Below are 25,177 nucleotides of genomic sequence, written 5' to 3'. Positions count from 1 at the left end.
GGATCAAATTTTATAGTCATATGTATTTTAAAACTTGTAACTACAAGATTGATTATATATTATTCTAGTATAAATTGTCAATAGTTTTTTCTGTTTTTATTTGATTTCATCACCATATAATTTCAAATAAATATTATAATTTGTTTTTACCTTTTTAACATATTTATCTGTTTCCCCGAAAGGTATTACATTTAATGTTTTTCCATCGCTAGAGTATTCTTTATCATTAAGCCATTTTTGTACATTTCCACGTCCACCATTGTAAGCTGCCAACACCAAGTCTATATTTCCATTAAATTCGGTGTTTAAATTATTAATATACCAACATCCCATAGCAATATTAATTTCACTCTCATATAACTTTTCCACATCAAAATCTTTTAATTTCATATTTTCTGCAACCCACAATGCAGTATCAGGCATTATCTGCATAAGCCCATAGGCACCTTTTGGAGAAATAGCGTTTCCATCAAAATTACTTTCTGCCCTAATTACAGCTGCAACCAAACAAGGATCCACATTATACCTTTGCGAATACTTAACTATTTGATTTCCATATTTTATTGGGTAAAAGCTTTTAAAAATGCTTTTAATGTTAATCACTATAATAACCAAAAAAATTAAGATTAAGATTTTTATAATTTTTTTAAATTTCATCACTTCACTCCTAACCTTTCTAACTTCCTAATAATCGAATCTAGTTGTAACTTTGTATTTTCAATACTCCCGCCATTATCAATAACAAAATCTGCAAACTTTTTCTTTTCATCTATTGGCATTTGAGCTCTTATTCTATCCCATGTTTCGTCTATTTTTAAAGCATCTCGATTCATAACCCTTTGTACTTGAATGTCACTACTCACCCACACTAAAATAGTTACATCCATACTAGTATGAAAATTGTTTTCTATTAAAGTAGGTGCATCTAAAAAGCAAAATTGCCAATTGCCTTCTTCGTACATTTTTATTCTGTCTTGTATTTCTTTTGTTATAAACGGCATCATTATACTTTCAAGCTTTTTTCTGCGATTATCACCCTTAAATATATAGTTTCCAAACTCTTTCCTATTAAGATTACCTTCACTGTCAAAAAACTCATACCCGAATTCCCCTTTAATTCTACTCATCATCTCAGGGTATATTATAAAAACCTCTCTAGCTACAATGTCTGCATCAACAACGGGAAGACCCTTCTCTATTAGCATATTAGTTATTGTGCTCTTTCCACTACCGATTCCACCTGTTATCCCAACCCTTAGCGTTTTCAACTATTTTGCCTCATACCAAGTTTCTCCAATGCTTATTTCTACTTCTAGTGGAACTGAAAGTTTAACTACATTTTCCATCTGTTCCTTAACCAAATACTCAACTCGCTTAAGCTCATCCTTATATACATTTAATATTAATTCATCGTGTACTTGGAGAATTAAAGTACTCTTTAATCCCTCCTGCTTTAATTTATCAAATACATTTATCATAGCAAGTTTAATAATATCTGCTGCACTTCCTTGTATCGGTGTATTCATAGCAAGCCTTTTACCAAAGGACTTCACAATTTTGTTTGTTGAATTTATTTCATAGATAAATCTTCTTCTATTCATTATTGTAGTAACACTATTATTTTTCTCAGCTTCAACCACTATATCCTCCATGTATTTTTTAACATTTGGATATCTTTCAAAATATGTTTCTATGTATGTTTTAGCTTCTTTTCTAGATATATTTAAGTCTTTTGCTAAGCTAAATTCTCCAATACCATATACTATTCCAAAGTTTACAGCTTTTGCATTACTTCTCATAAGCGCCGTAACTTCTCCTACCGGTACATTAAATACCTCTGAAGCAGTTTTAGTATGAATATCACAATGTTTAATGAAAGCCTCAATTAAATTTTCATCCCCTGCTATATGAGCTAATACTCTAAGCTCTATCTGTGAATAATCCGCAGATAAAATAACACACTGATCATTGTGTGGTATGAATACTTTTCTTATAGCTCTACCCATTTCATGTCTTATAGGGATATTTTGCAAATTAGGTTCAGTACTTGATAGTCTTCCTGTTGTTGTAACTGTTTGTGTAAAGTTTGAATGTATTCTACAATCTGCATCAATTACTGCTTGTAGCCCCTCTATATAAGTAGAAAAAATCTTTGTTAACTGTCTATACCTTGTAATTTCTGTGATAATGGGATGCTTATCTGCTAATGCCTCTAAAACCTCAGCATTAGTTGAATATCCTGTTTTTGTTTTCTTTATAACAGGTAAATCTAATTTTTCAAATAATATCTTGCCTAGTTGCTTTGGAGATTTAATATTAAATTCTTCTCCAGATAAAACAAAAATAGTACTTTCCATTTCTTTTATATCTTGAGCGAATTTTATGCCAAGTTCCTCTAATCTAGCCTTGTCTATTGTAAATCCTTCTGCCTCCATATATGATATAGCTTCTGTTAATGGTTGCTCCACATCATATAGCAGTTCTTCCATTTTGTACTCTTCAATCTTCTTTTCTAAGATTTCATAAAGCTCTTTTAGTAATGCTACTTTATTAATCTCTCTTTCATGACCCTCGCCTATAATACAGATTCTAAGAATTTTATCTATAAGAGTTTCCAGGCTATACTCCTTTTTAGCTGAATCGAGCAAATAAGCCCCAAGTTCTGTATCAAATTTTACTCCTTGTAACTTAATGCCTTTTTTATTAAGCGCAGTGTAAGCATGCTTTACGCCGTGACTTACCTTTTTAATATCATTACTCTCAAGTATAGTTTTCAAATAACTTATAGTTTTTTCTTCATCTTCATTAAATAAATCAGTAACCATAATCAAATAGTTTTTTCCCTTATAATTAAAATATATGTTATTTACGCTAATTTTAGAAAACACACTAGAATCTGCAATATCAAAAGTTATATAAATAGTCTCTTTAATTTCACTAATAACTTCCAGAAGCTTCGACAATTTATCTATTACCGTAAAATCCGCAGAAAATGTTTCTTCGATTGAATCCTCATCATCAGGTATTTTTCCTATTAAAGATTTAAATTGTAATTTGTAGAATAAGTCTTTTACAGCCCGTACATCATATTTTTCTTTTGATTTAATTGAGCTTAATTCCATTTCCATAGGCACACATGTAATAATGGTAGCTAATTTTTTACTGAAAATAGCCTGTTCACTATAAGCAGTTAAATTTTCCACAAGTTTTTTGCCACTAATCTTATCAATATTCATAAGCAGATTTTCTATACTCTTATACTCTTTAATTAGCTTATAAGCAGTTTTTTCACCAATTCCTGGTACACCTGGAATATTATCAGAAGCGTCTCCCATTAGCCCTTTTACATCTATAAATTCTGTAGGAGTTACTCCAAACTCTTCTATTATTCGATTTCTATCATATATTTCCTTTTGTGACATTCCCTTTTTGTTTATTACAACTTTAACATTATCTGTGGCAAGCTGGAGTGCATCTCTGTCTCCTGTTATTATAAAAACTTCGAGTCCTTGTTTTTCTGCAAATACAGATAATGTTCCTATTAAATCATCTGCTTCAAAGCCATCTAATTCAAAAATATCTATAGCCATTTTCTCCAAAAGTTCCCTAACTAGAGAAAACTGATCGCGGAGCTCATCAGGCATTTTTTTTCTACCTGCCTTATAATCTTTATATTCTTCATGACGAAAAGTAGGCGCCTTCCTATCAAATGTTGTAACAATATAATCTGGCTCAAACTCTTCCTTCATCTTTAAAAGCATATTTGTAAAACCATAAACTGCATTAGTGTATATGCCATCCGAATTTGTTAGGGCTGGTAATGCATAAAAAGCTCTATACATAAGACTATGGCCATCTAAAATTAATAGTCTTTCCTTAGACATTGTAAATCCCTTCTTTCTAGTATGTTTATATATTGTGCTATATTCTACATTATAATATACTTCGTCAATAAAAACATCAACGATTTAAATAAAATGAAGGCAGATACAAATGTACCTGCCTCCAAAATTATTTTTTCTTATCAATAACAGTTACGTCGCAGGTCGCCTTATACCCTCCATCTAGTGAAGTAACCGTCACTTTAGCCTTTCCGGTAGATATTCCAATTACTGAAATAATCTTTCCATTCTTCTCAATAATTTTTATTATCGAACTGTCACATTTCCAAATTACATCCTTAATATCTGAATTTCCCGGTCCAACTAAAGCTGTTAATTTTTCATTTTTGCCTACTTTTATAATTATATCCTTTTTATTTATTCTAACTTTATTAACCGGCTTACTTACAACAGCAACAGTACACTCTTCCTTATAATTCCCGTCATCGGTTGTAGCACTTATTTTAGCTAACCCAATTTTATGTCCTGTAACCTTTCCATTATCATCAACTGACGCCACTAAAGTATTACTTGATTTCCATACTACTTTTTTATTTGTTGTATTGCCAGGTAGTAATGTTGCCTCTAAAGTTTCACTCATCTTAGGACTAATGCTAAAATAAGCTTTTTCAAGTGATATTCCAGTCACCGGAACCTCTTGCTTTATCGGTGATGATAATATTTTCCAATTTCTTGCTGAAGATGGTGTTATAGTCTTATTATTTTTAACATATTTCATCATTAAACTTCTAACCTGACCATCATCACCTAGAGCTTTAGCTGAATTATAAGTAACTAAAGATGTATCAACGCTACTTATTCCAGCAGCAGCCATGAATCCTCCGCCGCCGTTGTATCTATAGTTGTTTATTGCAACTGTAAATACATCTGAATCCTTAACCACTCTTCCATTAAACTTTAAGTTCTTAATTCTGTTTCCAGATATCATTTTTTTAGTAACTGAATCAATTGCTCCTGCTGGCTCTGTTAAGTCGATGTCATAACTTGCTCCGTACAATTGATCCAAGTTATAATTTGCAATATTAAGATCTGCGTCCTTAACTATTGGATCTGTTGAACCTGATGTTCGTTTGTAGTATCTTACTGTATATTCCATCCAATCTTTTATTTGTTTTCCATTCATCTTCACTCCATAAAGAAAATTCTCGTATACATATACACCCATAATATCTTTAATAGTAATATCACCCTTTGGAATATATGATGATAAACTTAGTGGAGCTGCTATTGAGAGTTGTGTTCCAGCTGCACCAGCTTGAACTTTGTTTATTAACTCCATTATTTCAGTTGGTTCAGTAATTTGCTTGTTGCCTTTATATTCTCCCGTAGATTGTCCAAGTATTGTTGAAGTATATTCTAAAGTTTTAGCTTGATATGGTGCAATTAAAGCTGTTATATCATGATCTTCAGCGATAGTGTCCATAGCTACATTTTTAGTAGTTAATCCTGTAACAATTCCTGCAGCATTAACCGCTATATCAATTTGTGAAACGTTTTGTGCCCATTTACCTGGTTCCAATATTGGAACCACTTTGCCTTCTGGATTTTTTAAATTGATGTCATTTAAAGTACTATGCGCATGTCCTGCAACTATAGCATCTATCCCACTTACTTGAGTAGCCAATGCCTTAGCTTGATTTTCCGGAATAATATCTGCTACTCCTTCTTCTCCAGTATGTGCAGCTACTATTATTACATCTGCTCCGTCTGCCTTTACTACTGGAACCCATTTTTTAGCTTCGTCTACTAAATCATTAAAATGTAATCCATCATAATGAGCTGGATCCTCCCAACTAGATATAGTTTTTGTTGTAAGTCCAAGTACCGCTACGCTAATTGTTTTGCCATTAACTACAAAAGGCTTCATAGTATATGGTTTAACAAAATTTTTATTATCAGCTTTGTAAGTATTAGCAGATAACACGTCGATACCTTGGGCCTTCGCATCATCCTTAATTCTATTTAATACTTCAAGTCCATAGTTAAATTCGTGATTCCCTAGAGTCCAGCTGTCATATCCCATTGCTCCCATAACTGCTGACATTGGATAAGTTGTGGTTTTATCTATCATATTATAGTAATAAGCAAGTGGAGTTCCTTGAATAGTGTCTCCATTATCTATTAACATAACATTTGGATTAGTTGCTCTTAAGCCCTTAACATAAGTTGAAACCTTTGCAAGTCCCTGTCCTTTTGAAGGCGCTGCATTTGTTCCATAATCAAAGTTTAAAACATTTCCGTGTACATCTGAAGTTGCTACTACTGAGATAGTTGCTTCAGTATCTACATCTTTCATTTGATTGTCTATTCTATTTTTCATTACAACTGTCATCTTGCCCTTATCTCTAACATCAGCATTTAAAGCGTCTCTTACATTTTCATGCGAATCTACTAAACTAGCTACTATCTCAGGTGCTAAGAATCCTGTAAATGTGTCCCCTCCAGTAGCAACAAAATCTGGTGCATTTACTTTTAGTGTGTCTGTATCCTTAACAACTGTGCCATTGCTTTCTCTTATCATGCTAAGGACCCTTCGACCTGGTATTTCTGGTGTTGTGACTGTCCCATTTGCATCTACTACAGCTGGTTTATACGACGGTTTTGAAGAATCATATACAAATTTAACTCCAGAAATTTGTATTCCTTTGCCATCATTTTGAACAGCTTGTTCAAAAATGAATTTTAGCTGTGCCCCCGTCATGATTGTAGTACAAATCGTATTATCAAATGGCATTATATTAAATATTGTTCCAACAGTTATATCGCCTGATGGAATTGGACTTAATCTAATCCCTCCATTATTCACCATTCCCACCTCTGCTGGTGATTTTGAATAGTTCTTTACAACATCTGCCATCCAATTTCCAAGTTGAGATTCTCCATAAGGTGAGTCAACTTGGCTCTTAGTTAAAGCATTGTCATTAGTTCCAATTACTTCATTAAATATTGGAAGTAATGACGCACTTGCATCATCAACAATTTTCTTGCAATCTGGGTCTGTTGCTGATGTAGTTGTCACTGTAAGTCCTTTCCAGTTTGAACCTTTAGGTGAGAAACCTACTATTTTGTTTGTAGAGTCTACAGTAATCTTTAAATTTATAAAACCTTTACCAGTAGCCGCTGCTATTAATGTAGGTACGTCCAACCCATCTGCATCTTTGTTTACAACATCACCAATACTATGTGTATGTCCACCAAATACCGCATCTACGCCATGTAATTTATTAACCATAGTATTAAGCGATGAACCACCATCATGTACATCTGCTAGTACTATATCAGCTAGATTTCCATCTCTGATTTCCTTTGCAACTATATTAATTTCTGTAGCTGGGTCCCTAAAATCAAAAGGATCTACTAGAGCTGGCATAATTATACTTGGAGCTTCCTTAAGTATTGCTCCTATTACTGCTATTTTAACACCATCCTTAGTAATTATCTTATAAGGCTGATATGGTCTATTGCTTGTCCCTTTTTTATACATATTAGCACAAACAATGTTGTAATTTGCACCAATCATAGTTTCAGTATTAATTATATCAAGTCCCCAATCAAACTCATGATTGCCTAAAGCTGTAACTTCCATTCCCATATTTGATAACACCTTTTGAACTGGAACTCCTCTTAGTACATTAGAGGTGGGTGTTCCTTGATATAGATCTCCTCCACCAATGATAAGTGTTCTTCCAGGATTTGCAGTTTTCACGTCTTTAACTACTTTTGCTAATGCAGCTCCTACAGGTTTTGTATTAGTTGAATCCAAAAGTTGTCCATGAAAATCTGTAATTTCTACAATATCAAATGTTTTATTTGTAGCATTAACTGGAGCTACTGATGGAGACGTTACTTGTCCAATTCCTAGAGTAAATGCATTTGGTTCCAAGCTCTTTCTGGCAACGGTTACATTTGTCGATGTGTCAATTCCAGCCGCCTCTACAATTTTAGTTCCAATAACACCGTTAAAATTAAATAATATTAATGCTAACGATAGTATCCAGCTAAGTATTCTTTTCTGTTTCTTTCTAAGCAATGAAATCCCTCCTTATTTTGTTATTCTTCCTTTTAGACTTTTAAATAAAATCTAAAAATTAATGTTTAATATATACAACTTACTTTTGATTTTAGCATTATGTGGCTATTAATTCAATATATTACTTCTATTATAAATAGTTTTATTTATGTAATTTTATTTCAACACATTAATACTTAACATAAAACCTTTATCTATTAAGATATAAAATTTATTAATAAAAGTATACTATAACTATTGCATTAATTATAAATATATGTTAGAATTCATATTGTCAGACATGCCGAAGTGGTGGAACTGGCAGACGCGCTGGACTCAAAATCCAGAGGTAGCAATACCGTGCGGGTTCGATTCCCGCCTTCGGCACCATAAGGCTTTCAAGGATTTCTTGAAAGCCCTTTTTTATGCCCAAAATGGCAAAAAGGTGACACAACGGTGCACAAAACTTTTATTGTTTTTTAATATAAACGTTGCCTGTCAACATATCTTTTAATTTTTAATAGTCTTTTATATTTAAAATAAATTTCTTTCAAAGAAATAAAAACTGTATTGGAATTTCCCAATACAGTTTTTATTTTTTATTTCTGATATTTTATTCTTTCTGTTTCATAAAGATTATTGCCTTTGGTGTCTATTATAACCACAGCCGGAAAATCCACTACCGTCAGTTTACGAACGGCTTCTGGACCCAAATCTTCAAAAGCAATAATTTCGCATTCTTTTATTGTATTAGCAATAAGAGCTCCAGCTCCTCCTATTGCAGCAAAATAAATTGCGCCATTTTTCTGCATTGAATCTACTACAGTTTGACTTCTAAGCCCTTTCCCAATCATTCCAGTAAGACCTAGTTCAAGCAATGGAACAGTCAAATCATCCATTCTATAACTAGTAGTTGGACCAGCAGAACCTATTACATTTCCAGGTTTAGTTGGAGCAGGTCCCACATAGTATATAATGGCATCTTTAGGATCAAAAGGTAACTCATCCCCATTATTAATTGCGTCTACTAGTCTCTGATGAGCTGCATCTCTACCTGTATACATGGTTCCTGATATTAAAACACTATCTCCCGATTTTAAATCCTTCAACTTCTCCTGTGTTAAAGGAGTAGATATATGTTTGATTTCCATATTTTCCCCTCCCTATATAATTGTTACTGCATGTCTTGCCACATGACAGTTAATATTTACTGCCACAGGTAATCCAGCAATATGTGTTGCAAAAGCTTCCACATTTACAGCAAGGGCTGTAGTATTTCCCCCTAGTCCTTGAGGTCCTATGCCTAGTGCATTAATTTTTTCTAGTAAAGTTAATTCAATTTCTTTTAAATGCTCTGTTTCATTATGGCTACCAATATCTCTTGTTAATGCCTTCTTGGCAAGATACATTGCCTTATCAGATGTGCCACCAATTCCAACACCTACAACAATAGGTGGACATGGATTTGGACCTGCAAGTGAAACGGCTTCTACAACAAAATCAAGTACACCTGCTAAACCATCTGATGGTTTAAGCATTTTTAATCTACTCATATTCTCACTGCCAAAACCTTTTGGGGCTATAGTTACTTTGACTTTATCCCCCGGTACAATATCATAATAGATCACAGCCGGAGTATTATCTCCTGTATTTTTTCGATGTAAAGGATCTTCTACAACGGATTTTCTTAAATATCCCTCTTTATATCCACGTCGTACACCTTCGTTAATGGCTTCTGTAATATTTCCCCCGATTAACTGTACTTCTTGACCTACCTCTACAAATACTACCGCCATACCTGTATCCTGGCAAATTGGTACTTGATCCGTTTTTGCAATTTCAGCATTTTTTAACAAATTGGCTATAATATCTTTCCCTACAGGAGATGTTTCTTCATTTTGGGATTTACGAAAGGCATTTAATACGTCTTCTCCCACATAAAAATTTGTCTTTATACTCATGTCTTTTAAAGCATTTTCAATTTCTTTTACATCTACTTTACGCATGAACCCACAACTCCTTCCACTGTTTTTCTTGCTTGTTAATCTATTTAAAATTTTAAAATTTATTTTATAATTATATTCTAGCTACTCCAGATTTTCTAGCAGCTTCCATAACGGCATCAGCCACGGCTTTTGCAACTCTTGGATCAAATGGTAGTGGAATAATAAAATCTTCATTTAATTCTTCATCACTCACAAGCTCCGCTAAAGCATATGCTGCGGCAATCTTCATCTCATTATTGATATCGCTTGCTCTAACATCTAATGCACCCCTAAATATTCCTGGGAATGCCAATATGTTGTTGATTTGATTTGGAAAGTCCGATCTTCCAGTACCAACAACTCTTGCACCTGCTTCTTTGGCTAAAGATGGTAAAATTTCAGGTACTGGATTTGCCATTGCAAATATGATGGAATCCTTTGCCATGGTCTTTACCATCTCTTGGCTTACTTGGTTAGCATCTGATACTCCTATGAACACGTCGGCTCCAACGATGACTTCCTTTAGTATACCATGTACTTTTTCTTTGTTTGTAATTTTTGCCATTAAAGTTTTTTCACCACCTAGACTCTCTCTTCCTTCATAGATGGCACCCTTTCTGTCACAAAGGATAACATTTTTTAGCCCCATACTCATTAGTAATTTTGTAACGGCAATACCTGCCGCTCCTGAACCGTTTACTACAACCTTAATATCCTGAATATTCTTCTTTACTAATTTTAGAGCATTAATTATGCCCGAAGCAACTACAATAGCTGTTCCATGCTGATCATCGTGGAAAATCGGGATATCACATACCTCTTTTAACTTTCTTTCGATTTCAAAGCATCTAGGTCCACTTATATCCTCTAAATTAATACCACCAAAGCTACCTTGTAGTAAACTAATAGTATTTACAATTTCATCCACATTTTTAGAACGGATACATAAAGGAAAAGCATCCACATCTCCAAAAGTCTTAAATAGCAGACATTTTCCTTCCATTACAGGCATCGCTGCCTCTGGTCCAATATCACCTAAACCTAAAACAGCAGTACCATCTGTTATTACTGCTACAAGATTCCATCGTCTTGTAAGTTCATATGATAAATCTATATTTTTCTGAATTTCAAGACAAGGCTCTGCAACCCCTGGCGTATAAGCTATCGAAAGATCTTCCTTGCTTTTTACAGGTACTGTAGAAACTACCTCAATTTTGCCTCTCCATTGTCTATGTAACTTCATTGCTTCTTCTTTAATATTCATATTTTCATTCCCCTTTTTTATTTTTTATTATGACAATAACTATTTTAATATTTCCTACCGACATAACTCAATATAATTTTATGAAGAACTCAACATATTAATTATGTATTTTATTGTTCATATCATCACCTTTCGACCTATCACCACCCTTCAATCTACTACGTCAATTGATTTTATAAATATTAACTCTATTTTTGTTACGAAAAATAAATACTCTTATTCATAGTAAAAATCAAACTAAATAATATTATTTATCATTTTCTCTTCCATGGGTATAATGGGGCAGTAGTACAGGAGAAATCTTGTCTGTATTCACACCGTTTTCCTCAAGGCTTTTGTGGTATTCTTTAACATGGTCAAGGCTTAGTTCTTTTACTTTAACCACTTTGCACTTTTCACCTGCATGGAACCCTGTCCTACGTCCGAAAACAATAATATCTAATAGTGAATTACCCATCAATCTGTTTCTACCGTGTATCCCTCCTGAAGCTTCTCCTGCCACATAAAGGTTTTCTACCTTGGTTTGACCGTTTTCATCAATTAAAAGTCCTCCGTTTTGGTAATGAAGGGTCGGATATACGAGAATTGGCTCTTTTCTCATATCAATACCAAATTTTTGATACATCCTCAGCATGGCAGGAAGTCTTTTCTCAATCGTTCCTTCCCCATTGATGATTTCGATTAAAGGAGTATCCAACCATACACCCTTTACCCCTAAAGGTGTCTCAATACCATTATTTCTTACATGACATTCTCTAATGATTGCAGATGTTTCCACATCTCTTGTTTCAAGATGATAAGTAAATTGCTCACCATGGATATTTAGAGGTGTTGCCCCTAAACTACGGACCTTCTCCGTAACAAGTGCCCCAAAAATTTGAGAAGGGTATGCTACCCCAGTAGGGTGATACTGCACAGCATCTGCGAAGACAAGTTCTGCTCCGGCTCTGTATCCCAAAACAAGTCCATCCGCTGTTGCACCATAATGATTTGATGTTGGAAAACCCTGATAGTGAAGTCTTCCAGCACCTCCCGTGGTTATAATAACTGTTTTAGCCCTTGCGATTAAATATTCCTCTGTTTCAAGATTGAATAATACGGCTCCAGCAGCTTTACCATCCTTGTCTAATAGGATCTCCACAGCAGGTGAAAATTCCACCACTTCAATCCCTTTGTTAATTACTTCATCCCTAAGCACACGCATGATCTCAGCTCCCGAATAGTCGGCAGCGGCGTGCATCCTCTTTCTCGAAGTTCCACCTCCGTGGGTAGTAACCATTGTGCCATCCTCTTCTTTATCAAACATTACCCCAAGGTCATTTAACCATTTGATTGCTCCCGGAGCATCCTTTACAAGGGCATTAACAAGTTCCTTTTTGTTAGTAAAGTGTCCGCCACCCATTACATCCATGTAGTGTTTCGCAGGAGAATCTTCTGGCTTATCAGCAGCCTGGATCCCCCCTTCGGCCATCATCGTATTAGCGTCGCCAAAACGTAATTTTGTGGTAATCAATACATTGGCGCCTTTTTTATGGGCCTCTAGGGCTGCCGATGCTCCAGCTCCTCCCCCACCTATTATCAACACATCCACGTCATAGTTTGCTTTAGTTAAATCCATGTCCAGATCTTGAAGTCTACTTTTAGCTTCAATAATATCCGCCAACTCTAGGGGAACCTTTGATCCTTTGTTTGGCCCTAAACTTAGATTTTTGAATTCATTATCCCTATAATCAGGATAATTTTCCTTTAATATATCTTCCTTTTCTTGGGGACTCATTCTTGGAAACTGAACTCCTAATCTTTGGGAACGGGTGGCCTCCACCTTCTTTATTAGCCCCCTCATTTCTGCTGTATACATTTAAATACCTCCCTGGTAAAACTATATTTTTATGTAACTCTAAGCTAATTTTTATGTTTCAATATCCCTTGTATTGTATAATACCTTTAATTCATCAACATTTTTAGCCATTAGTTCTCTCAATGAATCATCATGCATGCCTTCTTTAATATGCTGTACCCTCTCTGTCAAATGTTCTGTTTCATGGGCAATGTATTTACCTGTAAGCCGGCGTGCAATCACCCCTACTTGGTAATGAGTTATATTGGCAGGACACCTAGAAGCACAGATTCCGCACATAACACAGTCAAAAGATTCATGGGCACATTTCTCAATGTCTCCTCTTTGGGCATAGGCAATATACTGCATAACATTAAGGTCCTGAGGGCATCCCTTCGTACAAGAGTTACATCCAATACAGCTGTATATTTCAGGATAAAGCTTCATCATTGTATCAGCCGTTGGCTCTAATTCATTCATATCATATAATTTTTTGTCTCCAGGAAAGAATGGCAATTGAGTAAGATACATACCATCTTCAACCTTTGTTTGACATGCTAAACATACCTTTAATTCTTTCTTACCTTTAATTCTATATATCGTAGCACAAGCGCCGCAAAAGCCCGACCTACATCCACATCCTCTAACTAATTGGTACCCTGCATATTCCATTGAATCCATGATTGTAAGGCTTGAAGGTACAGAGTACTTTTTATTTAATATATATATTTCCACCATTTCTTTATTGGCCATTTTATATGCCTCCTTTGTTTACCCCTAATCTCTAATGGGTTAAACCGTTTTAGTGTTTACATTAATATTCATCTGGAAGTTGATCTATCTCATCGCATCTAAATACAGGACCATCTTTACACACATATTTATCTCCGATGTTGCAACGTCCGCATTTCCCTACGCCACATTTCATTTTTAATTCCAATGTGGTGTATACCTGATCCTTCTTAAATCCCATTTCTTCAAGCGTTTGAAGAACAAATTTAATCATAATTGGCGGTCCACATACCAAAGCCACTTTATTTGTGCTAAATCCAATCTCTTTAATATAACTGGGAACAAATCCTACATGTCCTTCCCATCCCTCGACTTCTCGATCAACCGTCAAATAAACGTCTGTATTAGACCTTGATGGCCAATTTTCAAAGATGTCTTTTGTCTGGACAAGATCTCCAGGCGTTCTTGCCCCATATAAAATATCTACCTTTCCATAATCGTCTCGATTATCCATTACATAGTTTATAACGGAACGAATGGGTGCTAGTCCTATACCCCCACCGATGAAAAGAAGATCTTTTCCTTTTAGCTCATCCTCTACCGGGAAATTATTTCCATATGGTCCTCTAATACCTATTTCACTCCCAACTTCCAAACCATGTAGATATTCTGTAACTACTCCACATTTTTTTACACTAAACTCCATATAATCCTTTTCTGTTGGAGAAGAAGTGATTGAGAAAATCGCTTCTCCAAGTGGAGGAACCGAAATCATCGCACATTGACCTGGCATATGTTCAAATGATTTTCCACCACCAGGTTTTGTAACTCTAAAAGTAGTTACATCGTGTGTTTCTTCCCTAATGTCCACTATTTCAGCTAGTTCTGGCATTAAAGAATTTACATGTTTATGTTCATGTACATTACAATTGCAGCTCATTTTGTTCACCACCTAACTTTTTAATTACTTTAACAATATCCAAATGAACTGGACATTTTTCTATGCACCTTCCACATCCAACGCAAGCGTATACACCATTTTGTTTATTTGGATAATAAACAAGCTTATGCATAAACCGCTGTCTGAACCTTTCCTTTTGCGTTTTTCTGATATTTCCATGAGCCATCAGGGTAAAGTCCGAAAACATACATGAATCCCAGCAACGGAATCTTTCTCCAGATGTATCACCCTTAAAGTCACCAATATCATAACAATGACAAGTAGGACATACATAAGTACATGAACCACAACCTAAACAACGTTCACTAAGTTCTCCCCAAATTTTAGATTCAAATAACTCCTTAAGCTCTCCCGTTATTTTTTTAGGGTCTATATTTGCTAAAGGAAGATCTTTAACTTTCACTTTTGTAGCCTCTTTCAATGCCTTTAATTCACTTTTATCCTGCTCTGTTGCATCTTCTAAAATGTCCTTTAATTTCTCCGTTAAGTTTTCACCTTTTGGGGTTTGTGGGTTCCAAAGTATGCTATCTCCCATATCCCATGTGTTAACATCTACTTCTTTAGAAGCTGTCTGTGGTTCTATTCCAAATGAACTACAAAAGCAAGTTTCCTCTGGATCAAAACAAGCCATAGAAACGATGGTTCCTTTTTCTCGTCTTTCCTCGTATAAAGCATCTACAGGATCAACGAGGAATACATTGTCAAGTAGCTTAAAGCTCGCTGCATCACATTGTCTCACACCAAATAGTACATAGTCCTCTTTCTTTCCTCCTACATTTTCTAGTTCAAGTTTCTTTCCATCTCTTTTAAACTTTAAGTAGGTTTCACTTTGGGGGAAAATAAAACTTTTTGGTGAAATATTAGTTTTCAGTTTTTCTACATTCACCGTATCTCCTTGTTTCCACAGGTTGAAGTTTACATCTCCATCCACTTCAATAGGCAAAAACAGTTCATAGGATTTATCAATCATACTAAAAAGCTGCGAAAACTGATTCTTTAATATTTTCTTCATCATTTTTTCCCACCTCCATGCGATGTAAAGGAATCACTATCATCCAGTTTATACATTCCGATTGGGGCTTGTTTAGATGGATCTAACCCCGCATCATATTCACCGTAAAGTTCATTTATATCTTTCATGATTTTACTATTTAATAGGTGAAGTGGGATATTTGCTGGACATACTCTGCTACATTCTCCACAGTCCACACAACGACCACCAACGTGATAAGCCCTAATAATATGATAAAACTGCTCTTCACTATCTAATTTTGCTTTACCTGATACGTCTGCCTTATCATTGTCAAAAATACATTTTACACAATTACATGCAGGACATATATTACGACAAGCATTACATCTTATGCATTTTGAAAATTGAGCAGCCCAAAAATCAGATCGCTGCTTATCTGTTAGGGATTCAAGTTTTTCCACATCTTTAAATCGTTCTAGTGGATCCACTTCTCTCCCTACAAAGTCCGACATCAACTGGTCATATACTACAGGATTCGGCTGTCTACATTTAATGCATTTGTCATATTCAAATTCACTTGCTGAAACCTTCTTTTCACCATCATTTTTCACAAATATAATTTCATCCCCAGATCTTTTCACGCTTAGAAGGCCTTTATTTAACCCTCCTTTTTTTACTTTTTCTGGATCAATCATACCAGAGCAACTTACTCCATAGACCACAACCTTCGCGCGGTCTATTCTGTTATCATTTATCAGTTGGTTAAATCCAAGAGAATCGCATCCTTTTAAAAATATACCTACTTTTTTATTGTCCTTTAATTCCTTAAGTAAATATTTACTTAGGTTATTAACACAGAAGCAGTCCCATATTAAAGAATCTACTTTATCCGCTTCTGTAATAAATACGGGATAGGAATCGTCAAAGGTATCTCCCTTTTCCCATCCTATAATTTTTTCTACTTCCCCATTTTCTAGGGCAAGTTTTGCGGTCGCTCTTATTTTTTCAGTTATCTTATCCATCTTTCATCCCTCAACTTTCTATTAGGACCAAGTTTATGAACTTTCTCTAATACATCATTCATAACGCTTGAAAATTTTTGTCCCTCTGCTGCTGAAATCCAATCCACTCTAAAACGTTCTTTTTCTATTCCCATAAATACAAGTAAATTTGTCAAAACTGAAAAACGTCGTCTTGTATGATAGTTTCCACTTGTATAATGACAATCCCCTGGATGACAACCGGCAATTACTACGCCGTCAGCTCCATGTTGGAATGCTCTGAGTATGAAGTTTTCACTTACTCTGCATGAGCATGGAACCCGAATAATTTTAACATTGGCAGGATATGCTAATCTGCTTGTTCCTGCTAAATCTGCTCCTGCATAACTACACCAGTTACAACAAAAGGCTACAATTAAGGGTTCAAATTTATTTTCATCTATTCCCTCGATTTTTTCGGCTTCTATCGACATATGGCATCCACCTCCGCTAAAATCTGTTTATTTGTAAATCCTTTAAGATCAATGGCACCAGGACGACAAGCTACTGTGCATCCACCACAACCTTGGCAAAGTGCTTCATTTACCTTTGCAACTATTTTTGTAATTGTTTTTCCGTTCTCTTTAACTTCAATTGTACTTGATGAAATTGCATCATATGGACATATTTTACTACACGCAAGGCATCCACTACAAATTGATTCATCTACTTCTGAAACACAAGGATTGTTAACCAATTTATCCTTACTTAATACCCCAATTACCTTTGCTGCTGCAGCACTAGCTTGTGCCACCGTTTCTGGGATATCTTTTGGTCCTTGGCATGCTCCTGCTAAATATATTCCTGCAGAATGAGTTTCCACTGGACGAAGTTTTGGATGAGCCTCTGTAAAGAAATTATTTGTATCTGTACTTATACCTAATATCCTTTTAATTGTAGTTGCATCGTCTTTGGCCTTAGTCGCCGCTGCGAGCACTACTAAATCTGCATCAATTTGAACTGTTTCTCCAGTCGAAGCATCAATAGCATTAACTTGAAGATTCTCTCCATTTGGAAAAACTTTACCAACCATACCTTTAATATAATGAACACCATATTCTTCAACAGCTCTTCGCTGGAACTCTTCAAAGTTTTTCCCTGGTGTACGAACATCAATATAAAAAACATAGGCTTCCATATCGGGATAATGATCCTTGAGTAACATTGCATGTTTTGCTGTATACATACAACAAATTTTAGAACAATAAGGCTTACCCCTAGAAGATTTGTCCCTTGATCCCACACATTGTATAAACACTACTTTTTTAGGCACTCTATGATTCGATGGACACACAAGATGGCCTGCTGTTGGACCTGCAGCATTTGTTAATCTCTCAAATTCAAGAGATGTAATTACATCAGGGTGCTCACCATACTGATATTCTCCAAATTTATCTAAACCTATAAGATCATAACCTGTGCATACCACTATAGCCCCATATTGTTTTGTTATTTTAGTATCTTCCTGAGAAAAATCAATGGCACCCGCTGTACATACTTTTTCGCAAAGTCCACATTTCCCTGTTTTAAACTTGATACACTGTTCTCTATCTATAACAGGTACGTTTGGCACAGCCTGAGCAAAAGGCATATAAATAGCTCCTCTGTTGTTTAAGCCTTCATTAAATTCATTTTTAGCTTTTTTTGAAGGACATTTTTCAGCACAAACGCCACAACCAGTACACTTGTCCATATCTACACTTCGTGATTTTTGGTTAATGGTTGCTTCAAAGTTTCCCACATATCCCTTAACTGACTCTAGCTCACTGTAGGTGTATATGTTTATATTTGGATGAGATGCCGCATCTACCATTTTCGGTGTTAAAATACATGCAGAACAATCCAAGGTAGGGAATGTTTTATCTAGCTGAGACATTTTCCCACCAATGCTTGGTGACTTCTCAATGATATCCACTTGATAACCAGCCTCAGCAATATCAAGAGCCGTCTGGATTCCTGCAATTCCTCCACCAATAATAAGTGCCCTTTTCGTTACATCTATTTCACCTGGTACAAGTTCACTATTTAATGTTGCTTTAGCCACTGCAGCCCTAACAAGAGCTATGGCCTTCGGGGTTGCTATCTCTTTATCTTTATGAATCCAAGAACAATGTTCGCGAATATTTGCAACTTCTAATAAATAAGGATTTAATCCCGCTGCCTTTGCCGCTTTTCGAAATGTTGCCTCATGCATTCTAGGAGAACATGATGCTACCACAACTCGATCTAATTTTTGCTCTTTTATCGCATTCTTAATCAAATTCTGGCCTACTTCGGAACACATATATTGATAGTCTTTAGCATATACAACTCCAGGCATTTTTTCAGCTTCTTTTATAACTTTATCAATGTCCACGGTAGCTGCTATATTGCTTCCACACCAACAAACAAAAACTCCAATTTTCTGCAATTTGATCCCTCCTTTAAAATAACAGTATCATTATTTTTTTGTAAAAATTATTTATTATACTTTCTAAATGCACTTACAATTGCCTGCTGGGGCATTTTATCATCTATTTTTCCAAAGACCTCTTCAGCTTTTATTCTGTTTTCTCCTGTACGTCTAAGGATTATAAGCCTAACTGCCTCTAAAACGTTTGCAATATCTATATTCCTAGGACAACGCTGGGAACATGTAAAACATGAAGCACAAGACCAAATGGTTTTACTCTCTGTAACCTTGTCTAATTCTCCTATCTGAAGTAATCTTATGACCTGATGAGGCAGGATATCCATACCTTCACTTGCAGGACAACTTGCTGAACATTTCCCACATTGGATGCAATCTTGTATCCTCTGCCCACTAATTTGAGAAATTTGATCTAACTCTTTTAATTTTTTGTCAGAATATATTTTCACTCTTTTCATTGCACTATCCCCTCCTATCTTATTTGACACCTAACGCTTCTGCTAAAAGCTCCGTGAAATAGCTGATAGATAGTTTATTTTTGGCCCCATCATTACTAATTTCTAGATTATATTTACAAAGTGGGCATGCAGTAACAATCTCTTCTACATCATTTTTTACAGCTGATTGAATTATAGTATTTGTCATGTTATTTACAAGATCCTTTTGATCTAAACAAAGATACCCTCCACAACACTCCGTTCTATAAGGATATATTACAGGAGTTGCACCAATGGCTTTTATAAAATCCTCTATAATAGAAGGGTTTTCTGGATCATCAAAATTCATTGTTCCACTGGGACGAAGTAGCAAGCATCCATAATATGCACCAATTTTACGGTTAGTAAGAGGATTTGTTACTTTTTTAGCGAGTTCATCAAATCCTATTTCATCCCTGAGCACTTCAAGATAGTGAAGGACTTCCGTCTCTCCCGCGTATGCTTCTGTTAGCTCCAAGTAATTGTTAACCTTTGTTCTTATGTCATCTTTGGTCCTCATATCTTCATTGACCCTTTTAATCACGTGATGGCATGCTGCACATAAAGTAACTAGTTTTTCACCTTTGTCCCGTGCTCCTGCTAGGCTTCTTACTGAGGATAATTTAGTAGCTATTTCATCAGTGGCCATGGGATATACAGCACCACAACACTGCCACTCCTTTTGCTCTTCTAACTCAAACCCCAAAGCGTTTGCAGCATCCAGTGCAAACTTTTCTAATTCCTGAGCTTTCGTCTTTAACGTACAACCTGGATAATAACTATACTTCATATTTATTCATCTAGACTTTTAAACAAACGAACAAGTCTAGATTTACACCTCCCTTCGACTTTGTTAATATTTCAACACTTATTAATGGAATAATATGGCATTTATCTTTTTAACATTTATGATTTTAAAAAAACAGTGGTGTTTATTTAATTTATTGATAAAGCTATAACAAATGTTATTCTAAATTAAAAAAACCATTAAACTATGATATAATGGTCTAAGCTTATATTTAGAGTGGAATATACGTTGTGAATTTAAAACGATTACAGTATTTTATCCCTTTAATCATGTTAATATTTTTACATTTATTAAAAAGAAGTATTGCTTTTCTCTTTTTAACATTTATGTTATTTTATTTAAATCCTTGTTAAAACTATAACACACGTTGTTATAAATTAAAACTATCATTTAACTATGATATAATAGTTAAAACTTATAATTAGGGGGATATGTTATGGAATTAAGACAGTTAGAGTATTTTCAAATGGTATGTCAATTAAATAATATTACACAAGCTGCCAAAAAACTTTATGTAACTCAGCCTTCTATTACCAATTCTATCAAAAATCTAGAAAAGGAACTGTCCATTGTGCTCTTTGACCGCTCTAAAAAACAGCTTTCCCTCACAGATGAAGGCAAAATCTTCTTAAAAAGAGTAGATGATATTTTAAGACAAGTAACCAATGCCGTTGCAGAAATGAAGGATTGCCAGGATCTTAAAAATGTGATCCTGACAATAGGTATCCCTCCACTGATCAGTACTTTTATATTTCCAAAAGTATTTATTGACTTCCAAAAATCACATCCAAATATTAAACTCAATATTTCGGAATATGGGTCCCTTACAACAAAACAAATGGTAGAAAATGGGGACCTTGATTTAGGTCTGATTATCATCGATTCCTCCGATAAGTCCCTAGCTTCCCTTCCCATTTTAAATAGTGAGCTCTTCGTTTGCTTAAAAAAGGAACACCCTTTAAGCAAACAACCAACCATTACATTTAAAGATATTAAGAACGAACCTATTATCCTACTAAAAGAAGGCTTCTACATCAGACAAAAGATATTAGAATCTTTTAATGAATGCAATATTCAGCCTAATGTTATTTTATCATCCACCCAATTAGAAACCATCAAGGGCCTTATTACCAATGGGGTTGGCATTTCTTTTTTACTAAAGGAAATTGTTGAAGATAATGAAAATATAACAAAAGTTCCATTTAGTACTGCTATTCCCATAAAAATTGCTCTCGTTTGGAAAAAAGATCGTTATCTATCCAATGCTTCAAAGGCATTTATTGATTTCTTAATTACAAACCCCATAACCCCTCTTAAGAGTTAATATTAGCTATGAATAATTTTATAATATAATTAATTACATAATTTAAGATGATAGTGAACTACCCCCCCTTTAGATGCACTAAAAATGAATATGCTCTGATCAATGTAAATGAAGAGTATATTATTGAGTATAAGTGGAATCGCCTTAAACCAACTGTCGGAAAATTGGACAGTATAATAAAACCTCGATCCTATAAGAAATAATAAGATGTTATATGGAACAAAAATGAAAAAACCACCTGGCTTCAGGTGGTTCTTTCATTTTTGTTTTGATTTCTTAAAGCCTTTAGATAATTATATATATATATGAGTTCTTTTGAAATCAATATATTTAACGAACCCTTTTTAATCTTTTTCGTCACCATATAAATATTAAAATATCCAAACATTACTATTTTGTGTACTAAAAGATAATTAATCAACATATTTTATTTAAAGGAGGTTAACTTATCTCCTAGGGAGCTGAACTGTCGTTAAATCATCTCCTGCGGAGCTGCATTTACGACTTCAGAAGGCAATTTATACTCCCACTGAAGTTTTATTTTTACTATAGTATGGAACTCTCACTTATAGAAATGGGAGACTTCCCTTCTGAACTGTCGTTAAAGGATGTGGTTATTTGAGTATTAATAAAAGCAAATGTATTTTACTCGTAATTTGTGTGTTTTTTTCTTTAAGTCTCTTCGGCTGTAGATACAATTTTGATAAAAGCATTTTTATAAAAAGTAAACCAAACAATTTTTACTATACCAAGTTATTAATGAAAGATTTATCTCTAGAAAAGCCTACTGAGCATTATGCTCTATATATGAATTTTTATAAGAAGAAAGATTTTTCCAATGAGGATTTATCTTCATTCGCCAAGTTTTTTAATTCATTAAATAATGATAGTTTCATAGATAAACCAGCGAACTTACCCGATAAACCAATATATAAGATATTTTTAACCTTCAGCAAAAATAAATATATGATAAATGTCTATAACGAAAACTTCATTTCCATATATCCCTGGGATGGCTCCTACAAAATGGATTACATTGATACAAGTAAAATGTACAAAGCCTATAATCTTTATGGATTATGCAAATACCTTATACCTAAATAAGGTATTTGTTTTTTTATCCGGTTATTCCTTTAAGCATGCCTTGATTTCAATTATAGATTTATTTAAAATTGGATGCATAACATAAGGTGCTATATCACACAGTGGCTCTAAAACAAACATTCTTTCCTGCATTCTTGGATGAGGCAATATTATTTCATCTAAAGAACTAATAATATCATCATACAGTAGTACATCCAAATCTACTGTTCTAGGACCCCATCTTATAACTCTCTCCCTTTTTAATTCTTTTTCTATAGATAGCAAGAATCTTACAAGCTCTAATGGATTTAAAAGTGTTTTTATTTCAATAGCACAATTTAAGAAATCATCTTGCTCTAGATATCCTACTGGCTTAGTTTCATAAAATTTTGATGTTTTTGTTATTTGGGTATGATGAGAATTGTTTATAAGCTCTAATGACTCTTTCACATTTTTCTCTTTGTCCCCCATATTTCCACCTATACCAATATACGCTGTATGCCATTTTCTATCTATTTCTACCGCTGCATATTGAAGCGGTTTTCCAATAGGCGCCCAAGGTTTTTTTATTTTAACCTTTACTCTTTGAACTAAATCATATTTTAAGAGTATAAATTCAGCTAATTTTTCTGTAGCTTTCTCTATTAAATCATAACTTTCCTTATTAAATTCTTCCTCAACCAATTGACAAAGCTCACCATAATGAACCGTCTTAGTTAAATCATCAGTGATGCCTGCCTCTCTTAAACTAAGGAAAAGCTCCAATGAAATTAAAAAACGTTGTCCTAAGGTTTTTTCTTCCTTAAAGACACCATGGTGTCCGTAAACCTCTAAATCTTTTATGTACATTTTGTCCATAGTATTGTCTCCTTTATAAATAAGGGTGTTTTCTTAGCTTCTACATATAGCATCTGTCATAATGCAAACCCTTTTATTCTCTAATACATCGTGTACCCTTATAAATTCGCAGCCCTTCATTATTCCAATAGTTGTAGTTGCAAGTGTTCCCTCAAGCCTATCACTTGCAGGTAAGTCTAGTGCAAACCCTATCATGGATTTTCTTGAGGTTCCTAGAAGTACAGGATACCCTAAATTATTTAGCTTTTCCAGGTTATTCATAGTTTTTAAATTATCTTCATAACTTTTTGCAAAACCAATGCCTGGATCCAAAATAATATTTTCTTTTTTAACTCCTGCTTTTAGTGCAATTTGGATACTTTCTTCCAAATCATTAATTATATCACAAACCAAGTTAGTATAATTTTTATTATCTCTATTGTGCATTAAACAACAAGGCACATTATACTTAGCAGCAACGTTTGCAATATATGCGTCCTTCTTAAACCCCCATACATCATTAATCATTGCTGCCCCTGCCTTTACTGCAAGCTCTGCAACTCTGCCTTTATATGTGTCCACAGAAATAGGGACGCTTATTTCCTTCTTTAAAGCCTCTATAATAGGTACTACCCTTTTAATTTCTTCTTCTTCACTTACGGGGTCATGTCCCGGTCTTGTGGATTCGCCACCAATATCAATAATATCTGCCCCGTCAGCAACCATTTTTTTCGCATGATTTATTGCTGAGCTAATATCCCTAAATTTTTCCCCATCAGAAAAGGAATCAGGAGTTACATTTAAAATCCCCATTATGTAAGTTCTTTTTCCTATTTCAAAATTTCGGTTTCCTATTTCCATAAACTTCCTCCTCATAATCTCATTCACTCTCAACTGTATTCCTAGTATGTTATCTTCAAATTCCTCTTCTCTACTGGCCATTTACACCCATCAATAGCTTCGCAATTAAAACAATTTCTTGAAAGCTTGTCACACTTATATAATACATCACTTAAACTATTCAAATTTTCAGTATTGCTTCTATGTTTTCCTATAGCCTCTAGAATCTCATCTATTTCCTTAGCACTATATTTGCACTGCTTTAATATGTTTTTAGCAATTTCCCGGCTAGCAATATCATGAGGTGTCCCATTTTCATATTCTTCTCCCCGACCTATATCATGCAAAAGTGCAGTTGTATAAATTATGTGTTTTGGTATATTCAAATGCTTTTCTAAACTCGTTATGTACATAAGTCGTGCCACGTCTAAAAAATGCTGCATATCATGCAGGCAAAAGTCTCTATGTTCTTCGAAGTTTTCTATCTTCCTTAAATTATACACAAAGCTATAGTTTTCTATAATAAGATTTATTTTATCATTCATTAAATTATTATCTATAATTTCCACCATTGCCAAAAATCTATATAAATCTATAAATATTGTTTAATTCCCTGTTCAACGTGTCCGATTTTGCAATCTTTTCAGATATGCTACTTTGGTTTATATAACACTCCAAGGGCTTAAATTCCCATAC

At 34.5% G+C, this 25,177-nt stretch carries 21 protein-coding genes and 1 tRNA gene; 3 read left to right on the top strand and 19 right to left on the bottom strand.

Going from position 1 to position 25,177, the window contains the following annotated elements; genetic code table 11:
* Window positions 1-96: 96 nt before the first annotated feature.
* From ACWJKP_RS07225 to ACWJKP_RS07210, 4 genes are all read right to left on the bottom strand, one after another.
* Entirely contained in the window at window positions 97-657 is a 561-nt protein-coding gene (locus tag ACWJKP_RS07225; RefSeq protein ID WP_165412868.1) for a lytic transglycosylase domain-containing protein, read from the bottom strand.
* Window positions 657-1,268 carry a dephospho-CoA kinase gene (coaE, locus tag ACWJKP_RS07220; protein ID WP_165412867.1) on the bottom strand — a complete coding sequence of 204 codons (612 nt, stop codon included), beginning with the start codon at window positions 1,266-1,268 and terminating at the stop codon, window positions 657-659. The genes ACWJKP_RS07225 and coaE overlap by 1 nt, the downstream gene beginning before the upstream one ends.
* Window positions 1,269-3,884 carry a DNA polymerase I gene (polA, locus tag ACWJKP_RS07215; protein WP_165412866.1) on the bottom strand — a complete coding sequence of 872 codons (2,616 nt, stop codon included), beginning with the start codon at window positions 3,882-3,884 and terminating at the stop codon, window positions 1,269-1,271.
* Between the two features lie 127 nt (window positions 3,885-4,011).
* Window positions 4,012-7,932, bottom strand: coding sequence for a 5'-nucleotidase C-terminal domain-containing protein (locus ACWJKP_RS07210; protein WP_165412865.1), 3,921 nt, complete (start codon window positions 7,930-7,932; stop codon window positions 4,012-4,014).
* Between the two features lie 282 nt (window positions 7,933-8,214).
* Here ACWJKP_RS07210 and ACWJKP_RS07205 point away from each other — a divergent pair.
* Window positions 8,215-8,301 (top strand) — tRNA-Leu (locus ACWJKP_RS07205).
* A 209-nt stretch (window positions 8,302-8,510) separates the two neighbouring features.
* Here ACWJKP_RS07205 and ACWJKP_RS07200 read toward each other — a convergent pair.
* The 12 genes from ACWJKP_RS07200 to ACWJKP_RS07145 all read right to left on the bottom strand — a co-directional run bounded on the left by ACWJKP_RS07200 (window position 8,511) and on the right by ACWJKP_RS07145 (window position 20,379).
* On the bottom strand, window positions 8,511-9,062 hold the full coding sequence (locus ACWJKP_RS07200) for a Fe-S-containing hydro-lyase (protein WP_165412864.1): 552 nt from the start codon (window positions 9,060-9,062) through the stop codon (window positions 8,511-8,513).
* Window positions 9,063-9,074: 12 nt separating this feature from the next.
* Window positions 9,075-9,917, bottom strand: a complete 843-nt coding sequence (locus ACWJKP_RS07195) for a fumarate hydratase (RefSeq protein WP_165412863.1) — start codon at window positions 9,915-9,917, stop codon at window positions 9,075-9,077.
* Between the two features lie 70 nt (window positions 9,918-9,987).
* A complete protein-coding gene (locus tag ACWJKP_RS07190; RefSeq protein WP_165412862.1) occupies window positions 9,988-11,160 on the bottom strand; it encodes an NAD(P)-dependent malic enzyme in 1,173 nt (390 codons plus the stop codon).
* A gap of 247 nt (window positions 11,161-11,407) precedes the next feature.
* A complete protein-coding gene (locus ACWJKP_RS07185) occupies window positions 11,408-13,018 on the bottom strand; it encodes an FAD-dependent oxidoreductase (RefSeq protein WP_165412861.1) in 1,611 nt (536 codons plus the stop codon).
* A gap of 51 nt (window positions 13,019-13,069) precedes the next feature.
* Window positions 13,070-13,750, bottom strand: a complete 681-nt coding sequence (locus ACWJKP_RS07180) for a 4Fe-4S dicluster domain-containing protein (RefSeq protein WP_165412860.1) — start codon at window positions 13,748-13,750, stop codon at window positions 13,070-13,072.
* Between the two features lie 61 nt (window positions 13,751-13,811).
* On the bottom strand, window positions 13,812-14,669 hold the full coding sequence (locus ACWJKP_RS07175) for an FAD/NAD(P)-binding protein (protein WP_165412859.1): 858 nt from the start codon (window positions 14,667-14,669) through the stop codon (window positions 13,812-13,814).
* Entirely contained in the window at window positions 14,653-15,705 is a 1,053-nt protein-coding gene (locus ACWJKP_RS07170) for a 4Fe-4S dicluster domain-containing protein (RefSeq protein ID WP_224578997.1), read from the bottom strand. Before ACWJKP_RS07170 ends, ACWJKP_RS07175 begins: the two co-directional genes overlap by 17 nt.
* Window positions 15,702-16,685, bottom strand: a complete 984-nt coding sequence (locus ACWJKP_RS07165; protein WP_165412858.1) for a 4Fe-4S dicluster domain-containing protein — start codon at window positions 16,683-16,685, stop codon at window positions 15,702-15,704. The genes ACWJKP_RS07170 and ACWJKP_RS07165 overlap by 4 nt, the downstream gene beginning before the upstream one ends.
* Complete coding sequence (locus tag ACWJKP_RS07160; protein ID WP_165412857.1) at window positions 16,673-17,137, bottom strand: hydrogenase iron-sulfur subunit; 465 nt, start codon at window positions 17,135-17,137, stop codon at window positions 16,673-16,675. Before ACWJKP_RS07160 ends, ACWJKP_RS07165 begins: the two co-directional genes overlap by 13 nt.
* Window positions 17,128-19,113 (bottom strand): CoB--CoM heterodisulfide reductase iron-sulfur subunit A family protein, encoded by a 1,986-nt coding sequence (locus tag ACWJKP_RS07155; RefSeq protein ID WP_165412856.1) that lies wholly within the window; start codon window positions 19,111-19,113, stop codon window positions 17,128-17,130. The genes ACWJKP_RS07160 and ACWJKP_RS07155 overlap by 10 nt, the downstream gene beginning before the upstream one ends.
* A 47-nt stretch (window positions 19,114-19,160) precedes the next feature.
* Window positions 19,161-19,571 (bottom strand): 4Fe-4S dicluster domain-containing protein, encoded by a 411-nt coding sequence (locus tag ACWJKP_RS07150; RefSeq protein WP_165412855.1) that lies wholly within the window; start codon window positions 19,569-19,571, stop codon window positions 19,161-19,163.
* Window positions 19,572-19,590: 19 nt separating this feature from the next.
* Window positions 19,591-20,379: a CoB--CoM heterodisulfide reductase iron-sulfur subunit B family protein gene (locus ACWJKP_RS07145; protein WP_165412854.1), complete on the bottom strand. Its 789-nt coding sequence runs from the start codon at window positions 20,377-20,379 to the stop codon at window positions 19,591-19,593.
* Between the two features lie 454 nt (window positions 20,380-20,833).
* On the opposite strand from ACWJKP_RS07145, the gene ACWJKP_RS07140 reads away from it, so the two are divergent.
* Window positions 20,834-21,721 carry a LysR family transcriptional regulator gene (locus ACWJKP_RS07140; protein ID WP_165412853.1) on the top strand — a complete coding sequence of 296 codons (888 nt, stop codon included), beginning with the start codon at window positions 20,834-20,836 and terminating at the stop codon, window positions 21,719-21,721.
* A gap of 618 nt (window positions 21,722-22,339) precedes the next feature.
* Entirely contained in the window at window positions 22,340-22,825 is a 486-nt protein-coding gene (locus tag ACWJKP_RS07135) for a DUF4883 family protein (protein WP_165412852.1), read from the top strand.
* 21 nt (window positions 22,826-22,846) lie between these two features.
* Here the strand turns inward: ACWJKP_RS07135 and folK are convergent, their stop codons facing one another.
* The 3 genes from folK to ACWJKP_RS07120 are packed head-to-tail and all read right to left on the bottom strand — an operon-like array spanning window position 22,847 to window position 25,053.
* Window positions 22,847-23,662 (bottom strand): 2-amino-4-hydroxy-6-hydroxymethyldihydropteridine diphosphokinase, encoded by an 816-nt coding sequence (gene folK / locus ACWJKP_RS07130; RefSeq protein WP_165412851.1) that lies wholly within the window; start codon window positions 23,660-23,662, stop codon window positions 22,847-22,849.
* Between the two features lie 33 nt (window positions 23,663-23,695).
* Complete coding sequence (folP, locus tag ACWJKP_RS07125; RefSeq protein WP_165412850.1) at window positions 23,696-24,502, bottom strand: dihydropteroate synthase; 807 nt, start codon at window positions 24,500-24,502, stop codon at window positions 23,696-23,698.
* A 41-nt stretch (window positions 24,503-24,543) separates the two neighbouring features.
* Entirely contained in the window at window positions 24,544-25,053 is a 510-nt protein-coding gene (locus tag ACWJKP_RS07120) for an HD domain-containing protein (RefSeq protein WP_224578998.1), read from the bottom strand.
* Between the last annotated feature and the right edge of the window lie 124 nt (window positions 25,054-25,177).

It is taken from the genome of Clostridium sp. CM037 (genome assembly GCF_055081095.1).
Note: the sequence above shows the minus strand (reverse complement) of the source record. Positions and strands in the feature narration are given on the sequence as shown.

Coding starts and splice junctions, on each gene's coding strand:
- polA (WP_165412866.1), bottom strand. CDS start 3,884: ATGTCTAAGGAAAGACTATTAATTTTAGATGGCCATAGTCTTATGTAT.
- ACWJKP_RS07170 (WP_224578997.1), bottom strand. CDS start 15,705: ATGATGAAGAAAATATTAAAGAATCAGTTTTCGCAGCTTTTTAGTATG.
- ACWJKP_RS07200 (WP_165412864.1), bottom strand. CDS start 9,062: ATGGAAATCAAACATATATCTACTCCTTTAACACAGGAGAAGTTGAAG.
- ACWJKP_RS07140 (WP_165412853.1), top strand. CDS start 20,834: ATGGAATTAAGACAGTTAGAGTATTTTCAAATGGTATGTCAATTAAAT.
- ACWJKP_RS07160 (WP_165412857.1), bottom strand. CDS start 17,137: ATGTCGATAGAAGCCGAAAAAATCGAGGGAATAGATGAAAATAAATTT.
- ACWJKP_RS07185 (WP_165412861.1), bottom strand. CDS start 13,018: ATGTATACAGCAGAAATGAGGGGGCTAATAAAGAAGGTGGAGGCCACC.
- ACWJKP_RS07195 (WP_165412863.1), bottom strand. CDS start 9,917: ATGCGTAAAGTAGATGTAAAAGAAATTGAAAATGCTTTAAAAGACATG.
- folP (WP_165412850.1), bottom strand. CDS start 24,502: ATGGAAATAGGAAACCGAAATTTTGAAATAGGAAAAAGAACTTACATA.
- ACWJKP_RS07180 (WP_165412860.1), bottom strand. CDS start 13,750: ATGGCCAATAAAGAAATGGTGGAAATATATATATTAAATAAAAAGTAC.
- ACWJKP_RS07190 (WP_165412862.1), bottom strand. CDS start 11,160: ATGAATATTAAAGAAGAAGCAATGAAGTTACATAGACAATGGAGAGGC.
- ACWJKP_RS07225 (WP_165412868.1), bottom strand. CDS start 657: ATGAAATTTAAAAAAATTATAAAAATCTTAATCTTAATTTTTTTGGTT.
- ACWJKP_RS07175 (WP_165412859.1), bottom strand. CDS start 14,669: ATGAGCTGCAATTGTAATGTACATGAACATAAACATGTAAATTCTTTA.
- folK (WP_165412851.1), bottom strand. CDS start 23,662: ATGGACAAAATGTACATAAAAGATTTAGAGGTTTACGGACACCATGGT.
- ACWJKP_RS07150 (WP_165412855.1), bottom strand. CDS start 19,571: ATGAAAAGAGTGAAAATATATTCTGACAAAAAATTAAAAGAGTTAGAT.
- ACWJKP_RS07165 (WP_165412858.1), bottom strand. CDS start 16,685: ATGGATAAGATAACTGAAAAAATAAGAGCGACCGCAAAACTTGCCCTA.
- ACWJKP_RS07120 (WP_224578998.1), bottom strand. CDS start 25,053: ATGGTGGAAATTATAGATAATAATTTAATGAATGATAAAATAAATCTT.
- ACWJKP_RS07145 (WP_165412854.1), bottom strand. CDS start 20,379: ATGAAGTATAGTTATTATCCAGGTTGTACGTTAAAGACGAAAGCTCAG.